The following is a 21,836-nucleotide window of genomic DNA, read 5'->3' on the forward strand; positions in this document are numbered from 1 at the left end:
CACCTTCGGCACCACCAGATACTCGGCGAACTCCGCCGCCTCAGCGGTCAGAACCCGCACCGCACCATGCTCGGCCAGCACACCGGCCGTCGCCGCCGCACCGGCACCCAACGCCACCGCGACCGGCTCACCGACCCGACGCGCCAGCGTCAACAGCTCCAGCGTGGGCTTGCGGACAGCACCGTCCACGTGATCGACATAGACGAGAACTTCAGCCATGGGACTTCCATCTCCTGCGAGTTGCCAAAAACCGGAAAAAACCGGGAAAGACCGGGAAAAACAGGGAAACAGGGAACGGGGAGAGGAACCGGTCAGATGAACTTCTGGCCGGCCAGGAACTCCGCCAGCTGCCGGCCGCCCTCACCCTCGTCCTTGACGACCGTGCCCGCCGACCGCGCCGGACGCGCAACGGCCGACTCGACCCGGGTCCAGGCACCCTCCAGACCCACCTCCCCGGCCTCGATCCCCAGATCCTCCAGATCCCAGGACTCCACCGGCTTCTTCTTCGCCGCCATGATCCCCTTGAACGACGGATACCGCGCCTCACCCGACTGGTCCGTCACCGACACCACCGCCGGCAACGATGCCTCCAGCCGCTCGGACGCCGTGTCACCGTCCCGCCGCCCCCGCACGACACCGCCCTCGACCGACACCTCCGACAGCAACGTCACCTGCGGAACACCCAGCCGCTCCGCCAGAACCGCCGGCAACACACCCATCGTGCCGTCCGTCGACGCCATCCCACAGACCACCAGGTCGAAACCCGCCTTCTCGACCGCCCGCGCCAGCACCAGCGACGTCCCCATCACATCAGAGCCATGCAGATCGTCGTCCTCGACATGAACAGCCTTGTCCGCACCCATCGACAACGCCTTGCGCAACGCGTCCTTGGCATCCTCCGGACCCACCGTCAGCACGGTGACCTCCGCATCGTCCGCCTCGTCCGCGATCTGCAACGCCTGCTCGACCGCATACTCGTCCAGCTCCGACAACAGACCGTCCACATCCTCACGGTCCACCGTCAGATCATCGGCGAAATGCCGGTCACCCGTCGCATCGGGCACGTACTTCACACAGACAACGATCCTCAAGCTCACGCCGGCTCTCCTACCTGGGTGTGGTTCGTATCGACGACCATATGGCACTCAGTACCCTCTGTAAAGGAACCTGGTGCCAGATGGGGCCTTCCGGTGCTACGTTCCCCGCATGACTGACGCACGCAGGCCGGCGAAGAAGGCTCCCATGCGAGAGGTGCTCGCCGAGGCGGCCTTCCAGCTCTTCCTGGAGCGGGGCTTCGAGCGGACCACGGTGGACGACATCGTGGCGCGAGCCGGGGTCGGGCGCCGGTCGTTCTTCCGGTACTTCCCCTCGAAGGAGGACGCGGTCTTCCCGGATCACGAGCGCTGCCTCGCCGACATGACCGCGTTTCTCGACGGGGCCGGTGACGTGGATCCGGTCGACGCGGTGTGCGACGCGGCCCGGCTCGTGCTGCGCATGTACTCCGCCAACCCCGAATTCTCCGTCCAGCGCTACCGGCTCACCCGGGAGGTGCCGGGTCTGCGCACCTACGAACTGTCCGTGGTGCGCCGCTACGAACAGACGATGGCCGGCTATCTGCGCGGCCGGTACGGCGCGTCGCGGGACGGTGCGCTGCGGGCCGAGGTGATCGCCGCATCCGTGGTCGCCGCGCACAACAACGGGCTGCGCACCTGGTTGCGTTCGGGCGGCGAGGGGGGCGCCGAGGCGGCGGTGGATCACGCCCTCGCGCTGGTGCGTCAGGTGTGGGGGAGCGAGGTGACCGAGAACGCGGTGCCGGTCTCGGCCGACGGCGACGTGGTCGTGATGGTCGCGGCCAAGGGGGCTCCGATGTGGCGCGTCGTGCAGCAGATCGAGTCGGCCATCGGGGCGGACTGACCGGGAGGCGGCCTGAATGTGGCACTCAGTGTCTTTACGGCGCGGCACTCGGTGCCCTATGGTGCGGACGCGTCGGTGCGCACGCGCGACGCACCCGAGCCGAGCGCAGGGGGTCGAAACGTGTCTCAGCCATCAAGTGGCACCGTGCCGACGGTGCAGGAGGAAGCCGGACTCGCCCATCTCCGGTGCCGCTGGTGCGGGACGGCCTCCTTCCGGAGGCTGTTGTGCCCGGTGTGCGCATCAAGTGATCTGCAGCCCGAGCACAGTTCCGGGCTGGGTGTCGTGGTGAGGTCCGGCGTCGTGCATCGCTACACGGACGCGGCGCGCAACGAATCCCTCGTCCGGCTGCCCGAGGGATTCGTGTTCCGATGCCGTGTCGTGGGGGCTGCGCCGCACCGGGTGGTGGTCGGCGCGCGCGTGCGCCCGGTTGCCGGTGGCGATCCGGAGACGGGTGATCTGGTCTTCGAGCTCTGTGATCCGCCCGGTCCCGACGACTGGTTCTGAACGTCCTTCCCGGCCGAGCCGCGCGTGTGCTGCCGCCACCGTGCCTGTGCCGCCGTACCGTGCCTGTACCCGCCGCGGCGGCTCCGTGAGGCGGGTCGCCGGGCTTTCCGCATCGCCTTGGACTTGACTGGAGGTCATTTCCGGAGGAGTGAATATGACGGACGACGCGCGGGGCCCTCAGGAGGGCGACAGGAACCACGGGTTTGGGCGTCGCGAGACAACCAAGGAGCGGGCCGATCGCCAATGGGGCGAGATGCTGCAAGAGGTGCGGGTGGCGCAGACCGGGGCGCAGATCCTGTTCGGCTTCCTGCTCAGTGTGGTCTTCACACCCCGTTTCGCGCAGCTGGGCACGTTCGACACGAATCTCTATGTGGTCACCGTGGTGCTCGGAGCGTTGGCGACCGGTGCGCTGGTCGCACCGGTCTCCTTCCACCGCAGCCTTGCCGGCCGACGGCGCAAGCCCCAGTTGGTGCGCGTGACAGGCCGGTTGATCGCCACGGGGCTGGCGCTGCTGGCGGCCGCCATCGTCTGTGCCGTGTTCCTTCTGCTTCGGGTTGCGGTGGGAGCGGGGCCCTCCTGGGTCATTGCTCCGCTCGTACTGGCCTGGTTCGCGTCCTGTTGGCTCGCCGTGCCCTACCTGCTCAGGCGCCACCTGGAACGCACGTAGGGATGTCCACCGTCCACCGCCCGAGGCCGTCCTGATGCTGCGCCAGTTTCTCAGGGGAGTCGTTTGTCAGTGACTTGGGGAGTCGTTCTGGTTCCGTGGGCGTGATCGTCCGGTAGGCAGCGCGGGGTAATCATCTGTGGTGTACCTCGGAGAGGGACCACATCCCAACTCACGGAGCCGGAAGCCGGCGGGCGACGCCTCGGTGGTTCCGGCTCCCACGCGGCTGACTTCTCCTCATCCGCTCGTGGCTGCGCTCAGAGACGCGGAGGAGCGGCTCGTGATGCCTCCTGCGCTTCGGCACCGGGCGCTTCTGCTCCTGCAGGCGCTGGCAACCGAGGCGGTGCGGCGAGGGTACGGCGTACAGGAAGGCCGGACGTACTACTCGCCGAGAGAGGGCGGTGTGAGTGTGGTCGTCGACGGCTTCGCCTGCAGCGTCACCGTCAAGCAGGAGTTCCCGCAGTCCACCAACCCGGATCGTGCCGCACGCCTCGTCGTAGAGCTTGATCACGGCCTGACCAGTCGTCCGGGCCGCTGGCGCGATCGGAAGAGCGGGACGCTGGAGGATTCCCTGGGCGTGATCCTCGGGGAGATCGAGGTGCGGGCGGTGCACGACGCCCAGCGTCGGGCAGGTGAGGAGCGAGCCAAGGCGGAACGCCAGATCCGTTGGCAGGCAGCCATGGAGGAGGCCAGGAAGCAGGCAGTGCAGGATCAACTGGCGGAGGTGCTTCGGGAGGAAGCAGGACGATGGCGGGAGGCCGCTGTGCCGAGTCAGTACTGCGATGCCATGGAGCGTCGCCTTGGTGAACTGGGCGGTGGCGCGGACGAATCGGCTCTGGGTTCCGCCCGACGCCGGCTGGCATGGGCGCGGGACTATGTACGGACGACGGACCCTTTGATCCGGCTGCCGAGGATGGCGGAAACACGTGAGCCGATGCCGGAGGAGCTCAAGCCGCATCTGAACGGATGAACTGAACCGCTCCGGGATCGGTGGGGGGTTCAGGCATTTCCCGACGCCACACAACTGGGGGCTTGCCTGAGAAGGCTTCCGCTTTCCGAACATGATCGTGTGGTTCGAGGTTGGTGAGCATGAACTCCGTCTGTGGGCGGAAGAGGTGGGGCGGTTCGTCTGCTCGTCTTGCTCGTGGAGGTGGCTGTGCCCTCGGTGCTTGGTCTGCTGGAGGCCCGGGAGAAGAAGGTCCGTGAGGAGGCAGCCCGGCTGCGGGAGGAGGCCGAGCGGGTGCAGGCCGCGCTCGTGGCGGCGGAAGGAGCCCTGGCGAGGTTGGCCGGTGCGCGGGAGGCGGTGGCCGAGGTCCTTGGTGAACAGCCCGGTCAGGTCGGTAAGTTGCCCCGTGGTGCGGTAGCGGGCTCGACCAGCCGGCTGCTCATGAGCATGGTCATCGACCACAGCACCATCGCCTCGTGCATCGCGGGCAGCGTCTCGTAGTTACGCACCAGACGACGCGAGCGCATCAGCCAGCTCAGCGTTCTCTCCACCACCCACCGTCTCGGCAGCACCACGAAACCCATGGTGTCGTCGCAGCGGCGGACGATGCCGAGGGTGAGCCGGAGCTCTGAGCGGGCGAAGTCGACCAGGCTGCCGGCGTAGCCGCCGTCCGCCCAGACCAGACGGACCGAGAAGTACTGCTCGCGCAGCCGCGCCAGCAGCGGGACGGCGGCGTCGCGGTCCTGCACGCTCGCCGCGCTCACCATGACCGCCAGGACCAGGCCGAGACAGTCAACGATCACGTGCCGCTTGCGCCCGCCCACCCTTTTGCCGCCGTCCCACCCTGACGTCGCGCGGCACGTTCGCCGCGGCCCGCACCGACTGCGAGTCCACGATCGCCGCCGTCGGATCCACCGAACGGCCCTCCTTCACGCGCACCCGGTCGCGCAGCCGGTGGCCTGCCAGCGGCGGGCGAAGGCATGCACCCGCCGAAACGGCGGGAAGTCCGCAGGCAGGTTGACCCACTTCACCCCGTTGTCCACGACATAGCGGACCGCATCCAACATCACACGATGGCAATAGCCCTCCGGCCGCCCACCCCGGCCCGCCAGCCAGGCCGGCAGCGCAGAGCGGACCTCCTGCCATTCCGCCTCCGTCATGTCCGAGGCACAGAGCTCGTCACAGGATCTTGTTGAAGTGCCCTGGTCGAGCGTGACCGGTGTGATGATGCAACCGTTCGTGATGTGTGACGACTCGGCCGTGGATCGTGGACGACGACTTGTGGGCGCTGATCGAGCCGCTGCTGCCGCCCTGGCCTGAGAAGGCGCCGGGACCGCGGCCGGTGGCGGACCGGCTGTGCCTGCAGGGCATCCTGTACGTCCTGTTCAACGACATAGCCTGGCAACTGCTGCCCCTGGAGCCGGTGTTCGGCTCGGGACAGACCTGCTGGCGGCGCCTGGAGCGGTGGCAGCAGGCCGGGGTCTTCGACCAGCTGCACCGCATCCTGCTCGCCGAACTGAACGCGGCCGGCGAACTCAACTGGTCCCGGGCGTGCGTGGACGGCTCTCACATCCGCGCGAAAAAGGGGGAGCCGACACCGGTCCGTCGCCGGTCGACCGGCGGAAGACGGGCAGCAAACACCATCTGATCTGCGACGGACGCGGCACCCCGCTCAGGGTCATCACCACCGCGGCCAACGTCAACGACGTCACCCAGACGCTCGCCCTGGTCGACGGCATCCCGCCCGTGGCCGGGCGGCCCGGCCGCCGACCCGAGAAGCTGCTCGGTGACAAGGGCTACGACTCCAACCCCAACCGCCGCGAGCTGCGCAAGCGGCGGATCCTGCCCGTCATCTCCCGCACGGGCGCCCCCAACATCAAGGGCCTGGGCAAACTCCGCTACGCCGTTCCGGGCGCCGTCTTCTTCCTCATCTCGGTGCTGTGCATGGGCCGCGCGGGAGCCCGACGACGCTCATGAAAAGGCCATCCCACAGTTCGGTGCCGAGGCCGATGGCATCGTCCGGCTTGCTCTTGACGGTGCGGGCCGGGAGAAGGCCCGGACTCGGTCTTCGGGCCGGACATATCGGCCATCATCGCCTGCGCGGCGGGCCGTGAGGCGTTGCCGGCCACGCGGACCAGGAAGGCGACGCCGACGACGGTGACCGGGTGGTGCATGAAGCCCGACAGGGCGACGGAGCGCGCCGTGGAGCCCTGCGCGACAAGGAGCGCCCAGCCACACGCACCCGGCTTTCGGCCGGGTCAGCCGAGGACGTGCAACCAGCCGTGCGGATCGGGGCCGTGGCCCCGGTGGATGCGCAGCAGCCGGTCCGACAACATCGCTGTGACCGGTCCCATCCCTCCCGACCCGACACGGAACTCGCCCTCGGTGGACCGCACATGCCCGATCGGGCTGAGGTCCGACGCCGTGCCGCAGGCGAAGACCTCGGTCATCGCGCCGGTCCCGCAGTCGTCGCGCCACTGGTCGACCGAGATCCGCTCCTCGGCCGTGGCCAGCCCCAGCTCGTGCGCCATGGTCAGCAGCGAGTCGCGGGTGACACCCGGCAGGATCGTGTCCGAAGCCGGCGGGGTGACCAGCCGTGCTTCGGCCCCCTCGCCGTAGACGAAGAACACGTTCATGCCGCCCAGCTCCTCCACCCAGCGGCGCTCCGCAGCGTCCAGCCACACCACCTGCCGGCAGCCGTGCGCCGCCGCCTCGGTCTGCGCGGCGTACGACGGCGCGTAGTTTCCGGCGAACTTCACCGCGCCAGTGCCGCCGGGATGGGCGCGTACGTACTTCTCGCTCACCCATACATCCACCGGCTCGGCCGTTCCGCCGAAGAACCCCTCTGTGACGAAGGCCAGCAGCAGGAACCCGTACTCCGTCGCGGGCCGCAGGGCGAGCCGTGCCTCGCTGGCGTACAACAGGGGGCGCAGATAGAGGGAGCGGCCGGGCTCCTCGGGGATCCAGGCGGCGTCGGCCGCGAGGAACGCCTCCACCGTCGAGACGAACGCGTCGACTGGCAGTTCCGGCATGACCAGCCGCCGGGCGGAGGTCGCGAACCGCTCGGCGTGCGCATGCGGCCGAAAGACCCCGGTCCGCCCGTCGTGGGTGGCGTACGCCTTCAGCCCTTCGAAGACGACCTGGCCGTAGTGCAGGCCGACGGTCGCGGGGTCCATGGGCAGCGGTCGGTACGGCAACACCCTGCCGTCGTGCCAGCCGCGATCGGCGGACCAGCGCGCCGTGGCCATGTGCTCGGTGAACGCGGTGCCGAAGCCGGCGTCCGCCGACCGGGCCGCCCGCTCGTCGGCAGAGGCCCGCCGGCCGGCTGTCTCCACGGTGAACGTCAGCGTCGGCGAGGAGAGTTGGCTGGGTGCGCCCGGCGAGTGAGGTTTCCCCTGCGTAGTCGGAAGGGCAGTCGGTGACGCCGGCTGATTCGCGCCGGACGATATGTTTGGCATTTTCACACCAGCGCCGAGAAGGAGGAGTGGACGGCGCGGCGCCTGAACAGCCTGTCGGCGCCCACCGCGCGGAAGTTGATCGGCGCCATTGGTGCGACCAGTTGACCGGACCGCCCTCCATAGGGCGGTTTGTCGTAATGGTTCATCACCTTCGCGACCCTTTGCGGGGCCCGTATTGCCGACGCGGCGTCGGGGCCCCGTACGGCAACGGATTCGTCCATGTCTGCTTCCTCCGTCTTCCAGGTTGTTCCCGTCCCGCCCGCCCGTCGCACCGCCGCCGATCGAACGGCCCCTTTTGCTGAAGCAGTTGGCGGGAGGGGCGGGCGCGCAACGTCTCGGTCATGGCAGCGCGCACCGAAGCGACAGGGCGAAATCCGCGATTCCCAGCTCAGCCTGTCCTTTGCGACGGGCGAGTGGCGAAATCCGATCACCCGCACTCGATCATAGAGGCGCCTCGTGGCACACCTCCCGTAGCGTGGAGTCCGTCATGTGAGGGCATGTGGAGGATCATGGCGGTGCAACGTTCGCAGCGTGCGCCGGATTTCTGTGAGGGGTGATCCGGTAGGAGTGCCCTCGGAGGGACAACGGAAAAACACCTGTGAGTGCGAAGGTGCGTCTATAGGGCAGCCTTTGTGGCGTGCACGAAAGAGACCAAAGGAGTCAATGTTACTCGAATTCGATGCCCCATACATCAAATTGGAGCGGCAACAGATGGTTTCAATGAAGTGTACAAGGCGCCGTGATGGCGCTGGGCAAGGGGAAACACTGGATGTCATCGTTGACGATGCCAGAGGGGCGAAACAGAACCTGCTCTCGGCGGACAAGTCAATCATCTCCAAGAAGACCGGTCTGACGCTGCCGGCTGATCTGCCCCTCGACAGCTGGCGACACCTCGGAGAACATATCTCCCAGATCTCCAATGCTTCAGCGTGGTGGCTGGGGGACTGGTTAGTGTTCGGTCACGACAAATACCCGGACCGGTATAAGCGCGCCATGGTTGACACATCTCTGGACTACGGCACGCTGCGCAATTATGCGTGGATCGCACGGCGATTCGAGCCCGCGCGCCGCCGGGAGGCGCTGAGCTTCCAGCATCACGTCGAGGTCGCCGCCCTGCCCGAGAAGGAACAGGAACACTGGCTCGACTTCGCCGAGAAGTTCAGTTGGTCGAGAAACGAGCTCCGCAAGCAATTGCGGGCCAGCTATGCCGACGATCAGCCGGCACTCGACGAGAACCCCGAGATCAATCTGCGGCTCCGGGTGGCCAAGGACCAGATCGAGCGGTGGGAGAAAGCGGCGCAGCGGGTCGGCACCGACCTGGTCGACTGGATCGCCGCGACTCTTGAGAAGGCGACGCGCAGCGGCTCCAGCGGGAGCGGGCCGCGCGCCTAGCGGGTCTGCGGGCGGCCGTCCTGCCCCGGGAAAGACGTCTGCCGGGGCGACGGCGTGACACCGAGCAGGTACCGGCCGAGCAGACGCCGCGTCAGCGGCCACCGCCGATGTCTCTGGCGCCCACGACCGGGTTCCTCATCACGGTGAAACTGTATGCCGGTCAGCTCCTCGCGGCTGCGCGGAAGCCGGCCCCGGGCCCACCACCCGGGGCCGGTGCGCAGCCGCTTGCGGTGTCTCGCCGGCAAGACACCGGCGATCCGAAGGGATTGCACGCAAGTCGTTGTCCACCGAAGTTGCGCGTCCCGCTTCGTGGCAAGCTGAAGCCATGGCGGAAACAAATGAACCCTCCGGTGTCGGTCAAACAGGAATCGGTGTCGCCCTCTCTCGCGCTCTGGAGAGTGATCGACCCGACAGGTTGTTCAACGACCAGGTAGCAAAGCTGTTTCTGGAAGCCGTCGGCTATTACAGGAACATCACCGCGGTAGCAGTTCGGACGCGTTACTTCGACGACGCTCTCCTCGCCGCTTCGGAGCACTGCCTGCAAGTCGTCCTGTTGGCCTCCGGGCTGGACGCCCGCGCGTTCCGGCTTCCTTGGCCGGCTGGCACCAAGCTCTTCGAGATCGACCTGCCGAAGGTCTTGGAGTTCAAGGAGAAAGTCATCTCCAAGAACAACGTCGAACCCACCTGCGAGCGGCAGGTATTGGCCGTGGACCTGCGGACGGACTGGCCGGAAGAACTCAAGAAGAACGGGTTCGACCCGAGCTTGCCCACCGCTTGGCTGGCCGAGGGCCTGCTGGTCTATCTGGCACCCGAGGACGTGGACACGCTCGTAAGCCGCATCACGGAACTGTCCAGGCCAGGAAGCCGGTTCATCTTCGACCGCCACGACATGAAGATCATCGAGCATCACAAACGGCAGCTGCTCGCCGACGTGGAACGTCAGCTCTACAAGTCCGGCATCAGCGGCCACCCCGCCGAATGGCTTGAGCCGCTCGGCTGGAAGACCGAGGCCAGCCTCGGCACGGAAATGGGCAAGAAGTACGGCCGCGAGTTCGTCGTGGAAGTCGGCTCGGGCTGGCTCGCCACCGCCGTACGTCAGTAGCCGCCGCACCCGCGAAGGACTCGGTATCCGCGATCGGCACGGCAGTGGACGCGATAGCGAACCCTGCTTTCGCCTTGCCCTGATGCTCGTTCCACGGAAAGACTGGCACGCCGTTTACGGCCACATGGGGAGACGCCGTGTCGGACAACGAAGAAGGGCCGCCGCTCCATTGGGCGCAGAAGTTCTACTGGACGGCGTACCGGTCGGCTGAGCCCGGGGCGAGCTGGCGCGACAACGTCCGGGTCATCGTCCCCCTCCCGGACGGCACATCGGCCGAGGATTTCGCCGAGACACTGCGACGCCTGGTCGACGGCCTCGATGTGCTGCGCACCTCGTACCGGCTGAACGCCCGAGGCGACGTGGCGCACGTCCTGCATCCCCCGTTCACGTTGACGCCGGAGGTGTGTGACGCCAGCGGCGCCGCCGACCGGACGGCCAAGGTCCGCGACTTCGTTCTCGACCTGGCCCGGCGGGAGTTCGTGCTGGAGGAAGCGCCGCCGGTCCGCGTCGGCGTCATAGTCGCACACGGCGCGCCCCGGATGGTCGCCTTCGTGCTCCACCACATCGCCATCGACACCTTCGGGGTCGCCGCGTTCCTCAAGACGATGACCGCCGTGCTCGACGACGTACGGCAGGGCCGGCCGTCGACGTTCCACTCCGTACGGCAGCCGTCGGCCGAGGCGCGGTTCGAGGCGTCTCGCGCCGCGCAACGGCAGGCCACCCGCGCCGCGGCGTACTGGCAGGGCGTGCTGGACGACTTCCCCGCGACGACGGTGCCGATACGGCTCGGGGAGGCCGTCGGACATCGTCCCCGCTACGCCACGCTCACCTCGGCCGCGGGCCCGGTCGTCGCGGTCGTCGCGAAACGCTGCCGGGCGCCCGAGTCGGCTGTCGTACTCGCCCTGTTCGCCGCCGCACTGGGCAGGCTCACGGGCAACACCCGGACGGCGATCTCCTTCTCGTCGGCCAACCGCTTCCAGCCCGATCAGCTCGCCCACATCGGCTGCCTCGCGCAGAGCGTCCCGCTGGTGCTGGAGCCGCACGTCGATGGGACGGTCAGCGCGCTGGTGAGCCAGGCGAAGGACGCACTCTCCCCGGTCTACCGCTACGGTCAGTTCGACTACGACTCCGCCCACGGAGCGCTGCACCGCCGCCAGTTCGCCCATGGCGTGTCCATGGAGGGCATGGTCTCCTACAACTATGTCGACCGCACGTCCGGTGCCGACGAGCTCAGCGCGTGGACGACCGAGGAGTTCCGTCGTGACGGCGCCGACGGCACCGTCACCTACTCCGACCCGTTCCCCGCCCTGCCGGACCACCTCGGTCTGCTGCCGCGCCGAACGGGCGGGCGTCTCACATTGACCCTGTGGCACAACGCCGACCTGTTCGCCGAGCCGCTCGTCGAGGAGTTCCTGCGCGGGTTGGACCGGCTGCTGGCCTCGGCCCGCCCGGACGCGCTCGTCCAGGATCTGGTGGACCGGGCGGATCTGCCCGCGCCAGCCCGCGAGGGCCGGTGGGCGGAGCGCGACGGCTGCCGCGTCTGCCTGGACGACGTCGAGCGGCTGGTTGCTGACCACCCTGCGGTCCGGTCCTGCGAGGTCGTCCAGGACCACACCGGGCTGACCGCGCACGTCGCCGTGCACACGGAAGACCCGGCCGGCCCGGAGACGGACCCGTTCACACTGCGCCTGTTCGCGACCGCGCGACTGCGGCGCCGGCCCGCGGCCGTGGTGCCGGATCGCTTCGTCATCACCAACGACGGCGCGATCGTCAGCGAGGGGGACGGGTACCGAGGGCCGCCCTTCGCGGCGGACACACCGGCGTCGGCCGCCCTGGAAAGCGCACTGCGACGGACCAGCCCGGAAGCGCACTGGTCGGGTGCCGCGTCCTACCTGACCGCCGGTGGAGAGCCGGGGCGCATGGACGCGTTCCTGTCCGCGCTGGAAGAGGACGGGTTCACCGGCGTGACCTACCGCGACCTGCTCGGGCTGTGCCCGCCCGCCGAGCTGGTCGGGAAACTCCGCCCGGTCGTGGTGCGTTGAGCTGCCCGGCTCGCAGTGTTCCTCTTGGTGTCTCGCCGGCGAGACACCAAGAGGAACAAGGACCCGGTCACGGCGTCCCGGATTTCACCGCCTGCAGATAGCCCAGCTCCCGGGCGATTTCGCGCACCGGCGCCTCGTCGAGGAACGGATCGATCAGCGCACGGTGACGCATCCAGCGGTTCTCGTCGGGAGTGGTGACCGCGGACACCGGACCGACCGTCAGCCGGCTGAGGTCGTCGATCGCCTGCCCCGGAAGGCCCAGCCAGTCGCCGATACGCCGCATGGCCGCCTGCGACGTGGGCGGCGCGCCGATCAGATCCTCGTGGCGGACCGTCAGGACGTCGTCGGTGGCCGACGCCGCCAACGACGCCCGGTGCGCGGACGCCCACTGGAAACCGCAGACCCGCGCCAACGGTTCATCGGTCATGCCGCGCCAGCCGGGCGGCAGGTCGAAGTTCCACCAGCGCCGGGCCCAGCCCGGGTGGGTGTCGGTGTAGCCCGTGATGTCCAGATCGACGTCCACCCGCCGGGAGAAGAAGCCACGGTGCCGCCAGGCGGCCATCAGCCCGTTCACCGCCGGACCAGGTGCCCGGGTCAGATGCAGCACCCGGACCCGGGCCCGCGGGAACAACGCCTTCCAGAACGGCAGCTGATAGCAGCAGGACGGAGCTTTGATGACCAGCGTCCGGCCGGCGATCTCGTCCGGTCGCGGCGCACGCCACGGCCTGGCCACGAGGAACGGCGGCACCTCGACGAGCCGCTCGCCCGACGGCCCCGACGGCACCGGCACATCGGGGAACCGGGCCGCCACAGCCGCTTCACCGATGTCGTAGTAGTACGGGTCCACGGCTGGGTGGCCGGTGCGGACCGCCGCCAGGAACTCCAGATGGAACGCTTCGAGCGCGGAGAACGCAGCAGCGTCGCGAGGAAGCGGCTGTCGTTGCCGCGCCACCTCGACGCAACGGTGGATCTCCGCCTCGTTGAATGTCTCGTCCGGCCACTGCAGGCGCAGCCTGCGGCCCAGCCAGCGCTCCAGCGCCGCGACGTGCACCTCGGCCGCCGGATTGCCCACTTCGCACGCGAGCTCCCGCTCCAACGGGCTGGCGAAGCGCGCCGCGTGCTCCTCGGTCAGTGTGTCGTCCCCGCTCACCACCAGCGGATCGAGCCCCGCCAAAGTCAGCAACGGCGGCGTCTCGCCCGGCAGATGAAGCAGCTCCGGCCGGGAGCGCAGCCGCTCGGACAGCAGCGATGAGCCACCCCGGGGGCTGCACACGATCACGAGAAGATCGGAGACGCGATCAAGCAACTGGTCGATCATGGGGCACCTTCCTGCCGAACTGCCGAAGGACAATGGAGAAATAAGACGGAAGCCCTCTTGTGGCGCGCCACTGCGGAGGCGTGCTGAGATGAGGCGGGGCTTTAATTGTCGACCGATGCGATACATGAGAGAGGGATGGCGGTTTGCACCTGACATTCGTCGTGGGAACAGGCCGGACCGGTTCGACCATGCTGTCGCGAATCCTGCATCTTCATCCCGACGTGTTGAGCCTGAGTGAGTTTCTGGGGCTGCTCGTCATGGACGGCGGGTACGTTGGCACCGTGCCCACCCGGGAAATGAGTGGTCAGGAACTCTGGGACCTGTTCGCCGCATCTGATGAATTTCTTCACACGCTCGACCGGGACGGTATCAAGATTGCCGAGATGGTCCCGGTGGTGGAGAGCTGGGGCGGCGGAACGGCCACACTGCCGCGCATCGCGATCGTGCTCGCACTGCTCACCGACAAGCCGCGGGAGCTCTACGACCGCCTTGCCCTGGAGATGGCCGACTGGCCGCGCCGCCCCGCACGTGACCAGCTCCGCACGCTGTTCGACTGGCTGTGCCGGCAACTGGGGCGCAGCCGCGTCGTGGAGCGCACCGGCCTGTCACTGGTCCATGTGCCCGTGCTGCGAAGGGAGTTCCCCGAGGCGAGATTCGTGCACATCCATCGGGACGGGCCGGACTGCGCCATGTCGATGAGCCGCACCCCGATCTTCCGGTTGGCCCTGCTCCGCGCGACAGCCGCACAACGGTTCGCCGAGGTCAGAGGAGGCACCCGGGCGGAGCGTGCAAGGGTGCGGGCCGAGTTCACCGGCCTCGTCGCGCCGCCCTACGACGTCGACAAGGTGCGGGACTACGACCTGCCGCCGAGCGCCTTCGGCGAGATGTGGTCGGACTGGATGCGCGACGGGCTCGCGGAGCTGGCCGAGATCGCCCCGGACCGGCTGCTGACCATCCGTTACGAGGATCTGCTGAGCGATCCACGTACCGGGTTCTGCGAACTCGGTACGTTCATCGGCGCCGACATCACCGATGAATGGCTCGACGCCGCCCGGACACATGTCGACGTCACGCGAATCGGAGCGGCAAAAAAACTCGACGCGACACAGCTCGCAGAACTGCACAGCGCCTGCGAGCCAGGAACGCGCGCCCTGCGCGATTTCACGCACCACGCATTCCGATAGCATGCGAACCGGCGGCTGAGCCAGGTGTGAAAGATCATTCCTCAGTGCGTCACCCATACGTCCGACCCGGCGATTCAGAATTCTACGGACCGGGCGCCATAGGGCTGCCACGTGCCATTGCTCACCCCATTCGTCGCCTTCCGTGAGGAGCGATCGACAGTGGACGACACGGAACCGGACAAGGCTCACGAAGGAGCCACCGTCGACGTCATTCATGAGTGCTTCCGGCAGCGGGTGCGGGAAAACCCGGACGCGCCCGCGGTCGTTCTCGGCGACACCCGGTGGAGCTACGCCGACATCGACCGCGCGTCCGACGCCGTGGCGCGGTCCTTGGCTGAAGCGGGCGTGGGCCCCGGCGACATCGTCCCCGTGGTCGCCGGCCGCGGAGCCGTGCTGAACACCACCCTGCTGGGCGTTCTCAAGACCGGCGCCGCGTACGCGGCGCTGGACCACCGCTGGCCCCCCGCACGGCTGCGGAGCCTGACCGACCGGTTGCGCTCGGGCGTCGTGGTGGCCGAGGAACCGGTGGCGGACTCCGTCGACGGCGGCGACAAGGTCTGCTGGCGCACCGGCGACTGGATCTTCCCGGCACCGGCCGACACCTTCGCCTCACCACCGGTCAGCCCTGACGACCCCGCGGCGGTCTTCTTCACATCCGGCACCAGCGGAGAGCCCAAAGGCGTCCTCTCACCGCACCGTGCCACCACGCGCCTCTACAACCCCGGCTCCTTCGGCTACTTCGGCCCCGGGTGCGTCATGCCGAACGCCACACCGGTGCCGTGGGACGGCTACACGCTGGAGGTCTGGAGCGTGCTGCTGTCGGGCGGCTGCTCACTGGTGATCGACGTGGACCACCTCTACCCGGCGCTGCTGCGCGGCGTCGTCCGCAAACACGGCGTCAACACGATCTGGCTGACCTCGACACTGTTCAACGTCCTGGTCGACGAGGACTGCGCGGCGTTCGCCGGGATGTCGCACGTGATGGTCGGCGGCGAGCGGCTGTCCGCCTCCCATGTGCGCTCCTTCCTCACCACACATCCGTCGATCCGTCTCACCAACGGGTACGGCCCTGCGGAGAACACCGTCTTCACCACCACGCACGACATCGGCCTCACCGACGTGGACGCGTCCGACATTCCGATCGGCCGGCCCGTCGTACGCACCGGCGTGCACCTGCTCGACGGGGACCGCGCATGCGGGCCTGGGGAGACCGGCGAGATCTGCGCAGCGGGGGACGGGCTCGCCCTGGGGTATCTCGACGACCCGGTGAGTACGGCCGAGGCGTTCGTCGACGTCGACATCGCGGGAGCGCGCCACCGCGTGTACCGCACCGGCGACCTCGGCCACCGGTCGCCGGACGGCGTACTGCATTTCGACGGCCGCAGCGACCGCCAGCTCAAGGTGCGCGGGCACCGGGTGGAGCCCCGCGAGGTCGAGCAGTGCGCCCTCGACCATCCCGACGTCGGCCAGGCCGTCGCGCTCGCCGACCCCGGCCGGCCCAACCGGCTGGTCCTCTTCATCACCTCCCCGCGGGCCGGGACAGCGAGCACCGAGGCAGTCCGCGACGTCCAGGCACACCTGCGGGCGCGGCTGCCCGACTTCCTGCTGCCCAGCCGGATCGTCGCCCTCACCGAACTGCCGCTCAACGCCAACGGAAAAGTCGACCAGCGCCGCCTGCTCGCCGACACTGCGGCCCGTCCGGCAGCCGCCGGAACAGGCCGGCCACACCAACCTTCCTGACGTGAAAGGAGACGAGGATGTCAGAGCGACAGCCCGGGGCACCGGACGACGAGCTCCCCGACTCGCCTTCGGCCAAGCAGGTCATGCGCTACTACGAACTCGTCGACGCCAATGACGTCACGGGCCTGGTGGACCTGTTCACCGCCGACGCCGTCTATCACCGGCCGGGCTACCAACCGCTGCGCGGCCGAGACGAACTGATGAGATTTTACACCGACGAGCGGGTCATCAGCAGCGGGCACCACACGGTCACCACGATGGTCCTGTCCGGCTCGCAGGCCGCGGTCAACGGAGAGTTCTCCGGCAGCCTGCGTGACGGCCGCGAGGTGTCGCTGCGCTTCGCCGACTTTTTCGCGATCGGACCCGAGGGCCGGTTCTGCCGCCGCGACACCTTCTTCTTCGCGCCCATGGTCTGACCCGTCCGCGCAACGCGGCGCCAGCAGCACAGGCGCCAGCGGCACATCACACCGAATGGACAGTTCGCCTCCAGCAAAGGACCCCGCCCATGACGTACACCGGCCCTGAATCGGAGAAGGTCGGAGGGCTCTACGACCTGATGATCGCCATGCACGAGGGCATGTGGGACGGAAGCATTCACTACGGATACTGGGAGGACGACAGCGACGACTGCGGCATCCAGGACGCTGCGGCGGCCCTCACCGACCAGATGATCACCCGGCTGGAGCCGGTCGCTGGCGACCGGGTCCTGGATGTCGGCTGCGGTCTCGGAGTCCCGGCGTTCCAGCTGGCCCGCGCCTGCGACGTGTGCGTGGTGGGCGTGTCCAACAGCCGCAAACAGATCACCCAGGCGGGCGAACGGTCCCAGGCCGTCGGCCTCGGCGACCGGGTACGGTTCGAATACGCCGACGCGATGGCGCTACCCTTCGAGGACGCTACGTTCGACCGCGCCTGGGCACTGGAATCCATGCTGCACATGCCCGACCGCGGCCAGGTGCTGTCCGAGATAGCGCGGGTGCTGCGCACCGGCGGCCGGCTCGCCATCGCCGACGTCGTGCAACTACGCGAGGTCGACGCCGAGGGCCGGAAGCGTATCGACGAGTTCAACGAGTCCAACTCGCTCAGCTCGGTCATCCCCGTCGCCGACTACAAACGGCTGATGGAGCGCGCGGGCCTGACACCCAAGGAGTTCACCGACATCACCCGGCACACCGCCAGGTCGGTCCCCGCCATGGCAGGGGAAGCGCGCCGGCGCCGCGCCGAGTTCGCCTCGACGGTCGGCCCGTTGATGCTGGAACGGATGATCCTCTGGATGGAGCGCCTGGACCAGCTCGACGGGGTCGGATACGCGCTGGTGACCGCGGAACGCACCTGAACCCCCGTGAGGGGTGGGGTCGTTCGGGCGGTCCCACCCCGTCCGCCACCTGGCTTCCCGTACCGGCGAAGGGCTGTTGCACATGGAACACGACGTGGCGCTGGTGACCGGCGGGTCCGGCGCGTTCGGAGGGGCCGTCGCCCGGGTCCTCGACGCCCGGGGCTACCGGGTCGCCGTGCACTACGCGACCGGCGAGAAACGGGCGCGCGAGGTACAGGCCGAGCTGTCCCACCCGTCGATGACCGTCGGCGCCGACGTCACCGACCGGGCGGCGGTCGGCGCCATGGTCGCCGAGGTGCGCGCGCGGCTCGGCGAGGTCTCGGTACTGGTCAACGCTGCCGGCGTGCGCCAGGACGGCCTGCTGGCGACCCAGCCGCCCGAGGAGTGGACGACGGTCGTCGCGGTGAACCTGCTGGGCACCTTCCACACGTGCCGTGCCGTGCTGCCCCGGATGCTGACAGGGCGCTGGGGACGCATCGTCAACGTGGTGTCGCTGGCCGGCATGATCGGCAGCGCCGGGCAGACGGCCTACTCCGCGTCGAAGGCCGGTGTGATCGGCCTGACCCGGTCGCTCGCGGTGGAGTGCGGCCGGCGCGGCGTCACGGTCAACGCCATCTCCCCGGGGTTCATGCCCACCGACATGACGCAGGACGTGCCCCACGAGCTGCGGACCGCGTTCCTGGCCAGGACACCGCTCGGACGGTTCGGCACGCCGGACGAGATCGCCCGGGGCATCGAGACGTTCCTCGACAGCGACTTCCTGACAGGGCAGGTGCTGCCCGTCGACGGCGGGATCTCCGTCTCCTGAGCGGCCCCGGCGCACCGGCGGTCGGTCTCCCCGCCAACTGCTTCCGGCCGTCGCGGTCAACGACGGGCACCGCAGGCCACCACAGGTCAGTCGTCGAGTTCTTTGCCGCGCAGATTGCGCAGCACCTCGGCCTGCTCGGCCGTGATGCCCTGCGCACGCTGTGCGATCGCCTCCTCCGGGGTGAGCCCCGAGCCGATCCAGGACGCGGCCTCGTCGAACGGGATGCCCGATCGCCACCACGTCCTGGCCACCGTCATCGGCGTCTCGTCCTGCCGGGTGAGCCGGCCGGCCTCGATGGGCTGGAGCCCGAGCTCCTTCCAGTCCTTGGCCTCGGTGGCCCCGACGTTGTGCGTCGCCCATGCGACGGCCTCGTCGTCGACCCACTGCCGGGTGATGTAGCTGTACATGACCTCGGTCTTGGCGGCCCGCACCTTGCTGATGAACTTCTGTGCGTCGTCCTGGTCCCCGGTGCCCATGTCGAAGCCGGCGAAGCCGCCGTGCGACTCACCCGGCGTCGCGACGCCGCCCTCCATTGCCGCCGAGCCGCCGCGCAGTTCGGTGAGGGCCTCGCCCGCGGTGAGTCCGCCGGCCTTGAGTTTCATCGCGTCCTCAAGGCTGAAGCCGAACTCGTGCCAGTGCACGACCTCGTCGGCCTCGACCCCGGCGCCCTGCCACTGGCGGACGGTGGCAGGCGTCACTCCGGCCGACGTCCACCGCGCGGCCTGGAGCGGCTCGCTGACGCCTGCGGACCGCCACAGGGCGGCGTCCTCGGCTTCGATACCCCAGCGGAACCACTCGGGCGCCTGTTCGCCGGGGACACCGCTGACCCGGTACGCCGTCGGATCGAATCCACCGTCGCCCGAGGAGCCGCTGCCGTACTCGCCGTCGATCGTGTTCGCCATTACGTTGCTCCCTGTTTGTCGTCGTGCTGGTCTCCGATGAGGACGCTCTCCGCCCAGTCGGGCGCCTCGCCTGTCGGGTCCATGAGGCCGATGAGGACGCGGATCCCGCGCGGTGGCGTGTTCGGCCACGGGCTATGGCCGTCGGTGAGGGCCACGACCAGGTCCGGCCGCGGGTGCAGGTTCACCGCGGCGGCCAGCCCCGTACGCATGTCCGTACCGCCGCCCCCGGCCAGCTGAAGGTCGGCGACCTGGTGCACGGCCTGCGGTGTGTACGCCTCCGCGTCACAGGTGATCACTTTGAGCTGGCCGCGGCCCACGCCGAGCCCGTGCAGGACCCCGGACACCTCGCCGAGGGCTTGTCCGAGCATTTCGTCGCTCATCGAGCCGGAGGTGTCGATCACGATGGCGACCACCGGCAGCGGCTGGTGCATGCTGGGCATGATCACACCCGGCATGGCGGCCGCCCGCCGGGACGGCCTGCGGTAGGTGAAGTCGACCCGGCCCGCGATGTTGGCGACACCACGGCGGACCTGGGCGGCCAGCACCCGGCGCCAGTTCACCGTCGGCTCCAGCATGTCGGCGGCCCAGCGCAGCCAGCCCGCCGGGATGTCGTCGCGCGACTTGATGTGGTCGCGGATCTGCCGCGCGGTGTGCAGCGACGTCAACTGCGCGCCGAACTTCGAAAGGCCGGGCCAGCCGCAGTTCCACGGCCGGGGCTGGCCGTCGCACCCGGTCCCGCAGTCGATGTCGGCCAGCTCGCGCGGGACGGGTTCGGTCCGTTCGCCGAGCGCGGTCCAGTAGTTCTCGGCCGTCTGGCTCGGCGCCAGCCCCAGCCGGTCCGGCAGCACGCTGTCGTCGGGCGGTGGCCGGCCCGCCACCGTTGTCGCTACGGTGATCTCGGCGTCGGCTGCCAGGTTCCAGCGCCGCTGGTCATGGTTGCGTACGGCGGCCGGCCCCTGTGTGTCGTCGTCGCCTGCGCTCAGCGCACCCGGATAGCGTCCGGCGTGCTCGCGCAGCAGGTGCGTCACCTGATGGATCAGCCACAAACCGATCTGCGGCACCTCCAGCGCGCGCAGCGTCGCCGGATCGATGTACACATGCCAGCCGGTGTCGGTCGGGAAACGGCTCACGTCGACCGGCGCCCCGGCCGGCGCGTCCTGCAGGTCACGGTCGAGGACGTCGGCGTCGTCGCCCGCGGCACGGTCGTCCGTGGCCGAGGCGTCGACCACCACGGGGTCGAGGGTGAGCAGGGCGGTGGACAGGTACGGCACCTGGTGCGCCGCCCACACCCGGGCGGCGGCCCACTTCTGGCGTTCCTCAAGCGGAAGTTCGTCGGTCCGGTAGCAGCGCATGCGCGACGCACCCCCTCACATCAGGCCGGCTGCCCGCAGCACCGGCGCCAACTCGATGAGCGTGGCCGGGATCTGCATATTCGGCGGGCGGTTCGATGCGAGCGTACGGGCGACGAGTGTCGCCACGTCAGGCGCGGACTTCGCCGCCTTCGCGACCACGACCCAGGCACGTTTCCAGGCCCCCGGCTCGTTCTCGGCGACGGCGACCGCTGCGACCGCTGTGAGCACCGCGAAGATCCGGTCGCTGCGTGTCGGCAGCTCGTAGCGCTCGGGGTCGGCGAGAACCTCCATCGGATCGGGCAGGTCGAGATTCTCCAGCCAGGACAGGAACTCAAGTGCCGCTGCCTGGCCCACCGCGCCGGCCACCAGGATCGCCTGGGCGTCCTGCGAGGCACCAGCCGCCTCGCACGCGGCGAGCAGGCGCGCCACCGCCTCCCAGGACCGCGGGCTCGGCCAGCCCTGGCCGACGGCGGTGCCCTTCGGCATCTGCAGCGCCAGCCCCGGCCGTACCTCCAGAAAACTTCCCACACAGGCACGCGCGGTCAATTGCTGTGCCGACGTGGGCGGCCGCCGGAAACCGGACAACGGCGGACTGGGAAAGCCCACGGCCAATCCACGGGCGATGTTCTTCGCGTTGATCGGCCATTCCAGATGCACCAGCCGGTTCGCGAGTGGTGGGGCGAGCTCCCAGCCGTCGGCGGCCTCGTCCGGATGATTCGCCGCGGCGACGATACGTACCTCTTCCGGCATTTGCAGATCGCCCACGACGCGCTCCAGGACGATGCGTAGCATCGCCGCCTGCACCGCCGGCGGGGCGGTGGTCAGCTCGTCCAGGAACAGCAGCCCCTGGCCTTCCTTGGCGAGCCGCTGCGCCCAGCTCGGCGGGGCCAGGGCGACCGCGCCGTCGGAGACAACGGGGAGGCCGGCGAAGTCGCTCGGCTCGCGGATCGAGCCGATCACCACCTCCACGGGCCAGTCGAGCACGTCGGCCAGTGCGGTCACCGCCGATGTCTTGCCCGTACCGGGATGACCCCACAGCAGCACCGGAACACCTGCCGACACCGCGATGGACATGGCCTCGGTCACCACGAAACTGTCCACGTGCCTACCCTCCTCTACCGGCGGATCGTGGGACGACCCCCCAAGTAGGTATCACAGTACCCAACCCATGGGGTTA

23 protein-coding genes and 2 pseudogenes are annotated in these 21,836 nt (G+C 69.0%); 14 read left to right on the forward strand and 11 right to left on the reverse strand.

Annotation, left to right across the window (positions count from 1 at the left end):
- Both ACFVUT_RS36285 and ACFVUT_RS36290 read right to left on the reverse strand, forming a co-directional pair.
- Positions 1 to 219: pseudogene (locus ACFVUT_RS36285) on the reverse strand (electron transfer flavoprotein subunit alpha/FixB family protein); the annotation flags it as partial.
- A gap of 92 nt (positions 220 to 311) precedes the next feature.
- On the reverse strand, positions 312 to 1,097 hold the full coding sequence (locus ACFVUT_RS36290) for an electron transfer flavoprotein subunit beta/FixA family protein (RefSeq protein ID WP_389655890.1): 786 nt from the start codon (positions 1,095 to 1,097) through the stop codon (positions 312 to 314).
- A gap of 145 nt (positions 1,098 to 1,242) precedes the next feature.
- On the opposite strand from ACFVUT_RS36290, the gene ACFVUT_RS36295 reads away from it, so the two are divergent.
- The 4 genes from ACFVUT_RS36295 (at position 1,243) to ACFVUT_RS36310 (ending at position 4,052) form a co-directional block, all read left to right on the forward strand.
- Positions 1,243 to 1,914 (forward strand): TetR family transcriptional regulator, encoded by a 672-nt coding sequence (locus ACFVUT_RS36295; RefSeq protein ID WP_389660627.1) that lies wholly within the window; start codon positions 1,243 to 1,245, stop codon positions 1,912 to 1,914.
- Between the two features lie 144 nt (positions 1,915 to 2,058).
- Entirely contained in the window at positions 2,059 to 2,418 is a 360-nt protein-coding gene (locus tag ACFVUT_RS36300; RefSeq protein WP_389660572.1) for a Zn-ribbon domain-containing OB-fold protein, read from the forward strand.
- A 154-nt stretch (positions 2,419 to 2,572) separates the two neighbouring features.
- Positions 2,573 to 3,085 (forward strand): DUF6328 family protein, encoded by a 513-nt coding sequence (locus tag ACFVUT_RS36305; RefSeq protein WP_389660574.1) that lies wholly within the window; start codon positions 2,573 to 2,575, stop codon positions 3,083 to 3,085.
- A gap of 280 nt (positions 3,086 to 3,365) precedes the next feature.
- Positions 3,366 to 4,052 carry a hypothetical protein gene (locus tag ACFVUT_RS36310; protein WP_389660576.1) on the forward strand — a complete coding sequence of 229 codons (687 nt, stop codon included), beginning with the start codon at positions 3,366 to 3,368 and terminating at the stop codon, positions 4,050 to 4,052.
- Positions 4,053 to 4,414: 362 nt separating this feature from the next.
- On the opposite strand, the gene ACFVUT_RS36315 is transcribed toward ACFVUT_RS36310, so the two are convergent.
- On the reverse strand, positions 4,415 to 4,831 hold the full coding sequence (locus ACFVUT_RS36315) for a transposase (protein ID WP_389660577.1): 417 nt from the start codon (positions 4,829 to 4,831) through the stop codon (positions 4,415 to 4,417).
- Positions 4,832 to 4,957: 126 nt separating this feature from the next.
- Positions 4,958 to 5,188 carry a transposase gene (locus ACFVUT_RS36320; protein ID WP_389660579.1) on the reverse strand — a complete coding sequence of 77 codons (231 nt, stop codon included), beginning with the start codon at positions 5,186 to 5,188 and terminating at the stop codon, positions 4,958 to 4,960.
- 86 nt (positions 5,189 to 5,274) lie between these two features.
- Here ACFVUT_RS36320 and ACFVUT_RS36325 point away from each other — a divergent pair, with 86 nt between their 5' ends.
- Together ACFVUT_RS36325 and ACFVUT_RS36330 are read left to right on the forward strand one after the other, a co-directional pair.
- Positions 5,275 to 5,676 carry a transposase gene (locus tag ACFVUT_RS36325; protein ID WP_389660581.1) on the forward strand — a complete coding sequence of 134 codons (402 nt, stop codon included), beginning with the start codon at positions 5,275 to 5,277 and terminating at the stop codon, positions 5,674 to 5,676.
- Positions 5,580 to 6,005, forward strand: a complete 426-nt coding sequence (locus ACFVUT_RS36330) for a transposase (protein WP_389660583.1) — start codon at positions 5,580 to 5,582, stop codon at positions 6,003 to 6,005. Before ACFVUT_RS36325 ends, ACFVUT_RS36330 begins: the two co-directional genes overlap by 97 nt.
- 69 nt (positions 6,006 to 6,074) lie before the next feature.
- Here ACFVUT_RS36330 and ACFVUT_RS36335 read toward each other — a convergent pair.
- The 3 genes and pseudogenes from ACFVUT_RS36335 to ACFVUT_RS36345 all read right to left on the reverse strand — a co-directional run.
- A pseudogene (locus ACFVUT_RS36335) lies at positions 6,075 to 6,256 on the reverse strand (MFS transporter); the annotation flags it as partial.
- A 30-nt stretch (positions 6,257 to 6,286) separates the two neighbouring features.
- On the reverse strand, positions 6,287 to 7,363 hold the full coding sequence (locus ACFVUT_RS36340) for a branched-chain amino acid aminotransferase (RefSeq protein ID WP_389660585.1): 1,077 nt from the start codon (positions 7,361 to 7,363) through the stop codon (positions 6,287 to 6,289).
- A 125-nt stretch (positions 7,364 to 7,488) separates the two neighbouring features.
- Positions 7,489 to 7,707, reverse strand: coding sequence for a hypothetical protein (locus ACFVUT_RS36345; RefSeq protein WP_389660587.1), 219 nt, complete (start codon positions 7,705 to 7,707; stop codon positions 7,489 to 7,491).
- 442 nt (positions 7,708 to 8,149) lie between these two features.
- On the opposite strand from ACFVUT_RS36345, the gene ACFVUT_RS36350 reads away from it, so the two are divergent.
- The 3 genes from ACFVUT_RS36350 (at position 8,150) to ACFVUT_RS36360 (ending at position 12,022) form a co-directional block, all read left to right on the forward strand.
- Complete coding sequence (locus ACFVUT_RS36350; protein ID WP_389660589.1) at positions 8,150 to 8,878, forward strand: LmbU family transcriptional regulator; 729 nt, start codon at positions 8,150 to 8,152, stop codon at positions 8,876 to 8,878.
- A gap of 325 nt (positions 8,879 to 9,203) precedes the next feature.
- The gene (locus tag ACFVUT_RS36355; protein ID WP_389660591.1) at positions 9,204 to 9,980 is read left to right on the forward strand and encodes an SAM-dependent methyltransferase; all 777 of its coding nucleotides are present in this window, start codon (positions 9,204 to 9,206) and stop codon (positions 9,978 to 9,980) included.
- Positions 9,981 to 10,117: 137 nt separating this feature from the next.
- On the forward strand, positions 10,118 to 12,022 hold the full coding sequence (locus ACFVUT_RS36360; protein WP_389660593.1) for a condensation domain-containing protein: 1,905 nt from the start codon (positions 10,118 to 10,120) through the stop codon (positions 12,020 to 12,022).
- 67 nt (positions 12,023 to 12,089) lie between these two features.
- Here the strand turns inward: ACFVUT_RS36360 and ACFVUT_RS36365 are convergent, their stop codons facing one another.
- A complete protein-coding gene (locus tag ACFVUT_RS36365; RefSeq protein ID WP_389660595.1) occupies positions 12,090 to 13,466 on the reverse strand; it encodes a sulfotransferase in 1,377 nt (458 codons plus the stop codon).
- Between the two features lie 155 nt (positions 13,467 to 13,621).
- Between ACFVUT_RS36365 and ACFVUT_RS36370 the strand changes: the two genes are divergently transcribed.
- The 5 genes from ACFVUT_RS36370 to fabG all read left to right on the forward strand — a co-directional run bounded on the left by ACFVUT_RS36370 (position 13,622) and on the right by fabG (position 18,405).
- Positions 13,622 to 14,524: a sulfotransferase family protein gene (locus ACFVUT_RS36370; protein ID WP_389660597.1), complete on the forward strand. Its 903-nt coding sequence runs from the start codon at positions 13,622 to 13,624 to the stop codon at positions 14,522 to 14,524.
- A gap of 159 nt (positions 14,525 to 14,683) precedes the next feature.
- Positions 14,684 to 16,264 (forward strand): amino acid adenylation domain-containing protein, encoded by a 1,581-nt coding sequence (locus ACFVUT_RS36375; RefSeq protein WP_389660599.1) that lies wholly within the window; start codon positions 14,684 to 14,686, stop codon positions 16,262 to 16,264.
- Between the two features lie 17 nt (positions 16,265 to 16,281).
- Entirely contained in the window at positions 16,282 to 16,680 is a 399-nt protein-coding gene (locus ACFVUT_RS36380) for a nuclear transport factor 2 family protein (protein ID WP_389660601.1), read from the forward strand.
- A gap of 89 nt (positions 16,681 to 16,769) precedes the next feature.
- Complete coding sequence (locus tag ACFVUT_RS36385) at positions 16,770 to 17,597, forward strand: SAM-dependent methyltransferase (RefSeq protein ID WP_389660603.1); 828 nt, start codon at positions 16,770 to 16,772, stop codon at positions 17,595 to 17,597.
- A gap of 82 nt (positions 17,598 to 17,679) precedes the next feature.
- Positions 17,680 to 18,405 carry a 3-oxoacyl-ACP reductase FabG gene (gene fabG, locus ACFVUT_RS36390; protein ID WP_389660605.1) on the forward strand — a complete coding sequence of 242 codons (726 nt, stop codon included), beginning with the start codon at positions 17,680 to 17,682 and terminating at the stop codon, positions 18,403 to 18,405.
- A gap of 86 nt (positions 18,406 to 18,491) precedes the next feature.
- On the opposite strand, the gene ACFVUT_RS36395 is transcribed toward fabG, so the two are convergent.
- Genes ACFVUT_RS36395 through ACFVUT_RS36405 form a run of 3 tightly spaced genes read right to left on the reverse strand, consistent with a single transcriptional unit; the run spans position 18,492 to position 21,760 of the window.
- The gene (locus tag ACFVUT_RS36395; RefSeq protein WP_389660607.1) at positions 18,492 to 19,307 is read right to left on the reverse strand and encodes a hypothetical protein; all 816 of its coding nucleotides are present in this window, start codon (positions 19,305 to 19,307) and stop codon (positions 18,492 to 18,494) included.
- Complete coding sequence (locus ACFVUT_RS36400) at positions 19,307 to 20,659, reverse strand: VWA-like domain-containing protein (RefSeq protein ID WP_389660609.1); 1,353 nt, start codon at positions 20,657 to 20,659, stop codon at positions 19,307 to 19,309. Before ACFVUT_RS36400 ends, ACFVUT_RS36395 begins: the two co-directional genes overlap by 1 nt.
- A 15-nt stretch (positions 20,660 to 20,674) precedes the next feature.
- Positions 20,675 to 21,760 carry an ATP-binding protein gene (locus ACFVUT_RS36405; protein ID WP_389660611.1) on the reverse strand — a complete coding sequence of 362 codons (1,086 nt, stop codon included), beginning with the start codon at positions 21,758 to 21,760 and terminating at the stop codon, positions 20,675 to 20,677.
- Positions 21,761 to 21,836 lie beyond the last annotated feature (76 nt).

This window comes from Streptomyces sp. NPDC058051 (genome assembly GCF_042885475.1).
Taxonomy (GTDB): Bacteria; Actinomycetota; Actinomycetes; order Streptomycetales; family Streptomycetaceae; genus Streptomyces.

Bases quoted from the DNA above. Each gene is read 5' to 3' on its own strand.
- ACFVUT_RS36295 (WP_389660627.1), top strand. From the start codon at position 1,243: ATGCGAGAGGTGCTCGCCGAGGCGGCCTTCCAGCTCTTCCTGGAGCGG.
- ACFVUT_RS36305 (WP_389660574.1), top strand. From the start codon at position 2,573: ATGACGGACGACGCGCGGGGCCCTCAGGAGGGCGACAGGAACCACGGG.
- ACFVUT_RS36310 (WP_389660576.1), top strand. From the start codon at position 3,366: ATGCCTCCTGCGCTTCGGCACCGGGCGCTTCTGCTCCTGCAGGCGCTG.
- ACFVUT_RS36320 (WP_389660579.1), bottom strand. From the start codon at position 5,188: ATGACGGAGGCGGAATGGCAGGAGGTCCGCTCTGCGCTGCCGGCCTGG.
- ACFVUT_RS36345 (WP_389660587.1), bottom strand. From the start codon at position 7,707: ATGGACGAATCCGTTGCCGTACGGGGCCCCGACGCCGCGTCGGCAATA.
- ACFVUT_RS36350 (WP_389660589.1), top strand. From the start codon at position 8,150: ATGTTACTCGAATTCGATGCCCCATACATCAAATTGGAGCGGCAACAG.
- ACFVUT_RS36355 (WP_389660591.1), top strand. From the start codon at position 9,204: ATGGCGGAAACAAATGAACCCTCCGGTGTCGGTCAAACAGGAATCGGT.
- ACFVUT_RS36365 (WP_389660595.1), bottom strand. From the start codon at position 13,466: ATGTATCGCATCGGTCGACAATTAAAGCCCCGCCTCATCTCAGCACGC.
- ACFVUT_RS36380 (WP_389660601.1), top strand. From the start codon at position 16,282: ATGTCAGAGCGACAGCCCGGGGCACCGGACGACGAGCTCCCCGACTCG.
- ACFVUT_RS36385 (WP_389660603.1), top strand. From the start codon at position 16,770: ATGACGTACACCGGCCCTGAATCGGAGAAGGTCGGAGGGCTCTACGAC.
- fabG (WP_389660605.1), top strand. From the start codon at position 17,680: ATGGAACACGACGTGGCGCTGGTGACCGGCGGGTCCGGCGCGTTCGGA.
- ACFVUT_RS36395 (WP_389660607.1), bottom strand. From the start codon at position 19,307: ATGGCGAACACGATCGACGGCGAGTACGGCAGCGGCTCCTCGGGCGAC.
- ACFVUT_RS36400 (WP_389660609.1), bottom strand. From the start codon at position 20,659: ATGCGCTGCTACCGGACCGACGAACTTCCGCTTGAGGAACGCCAGAAG.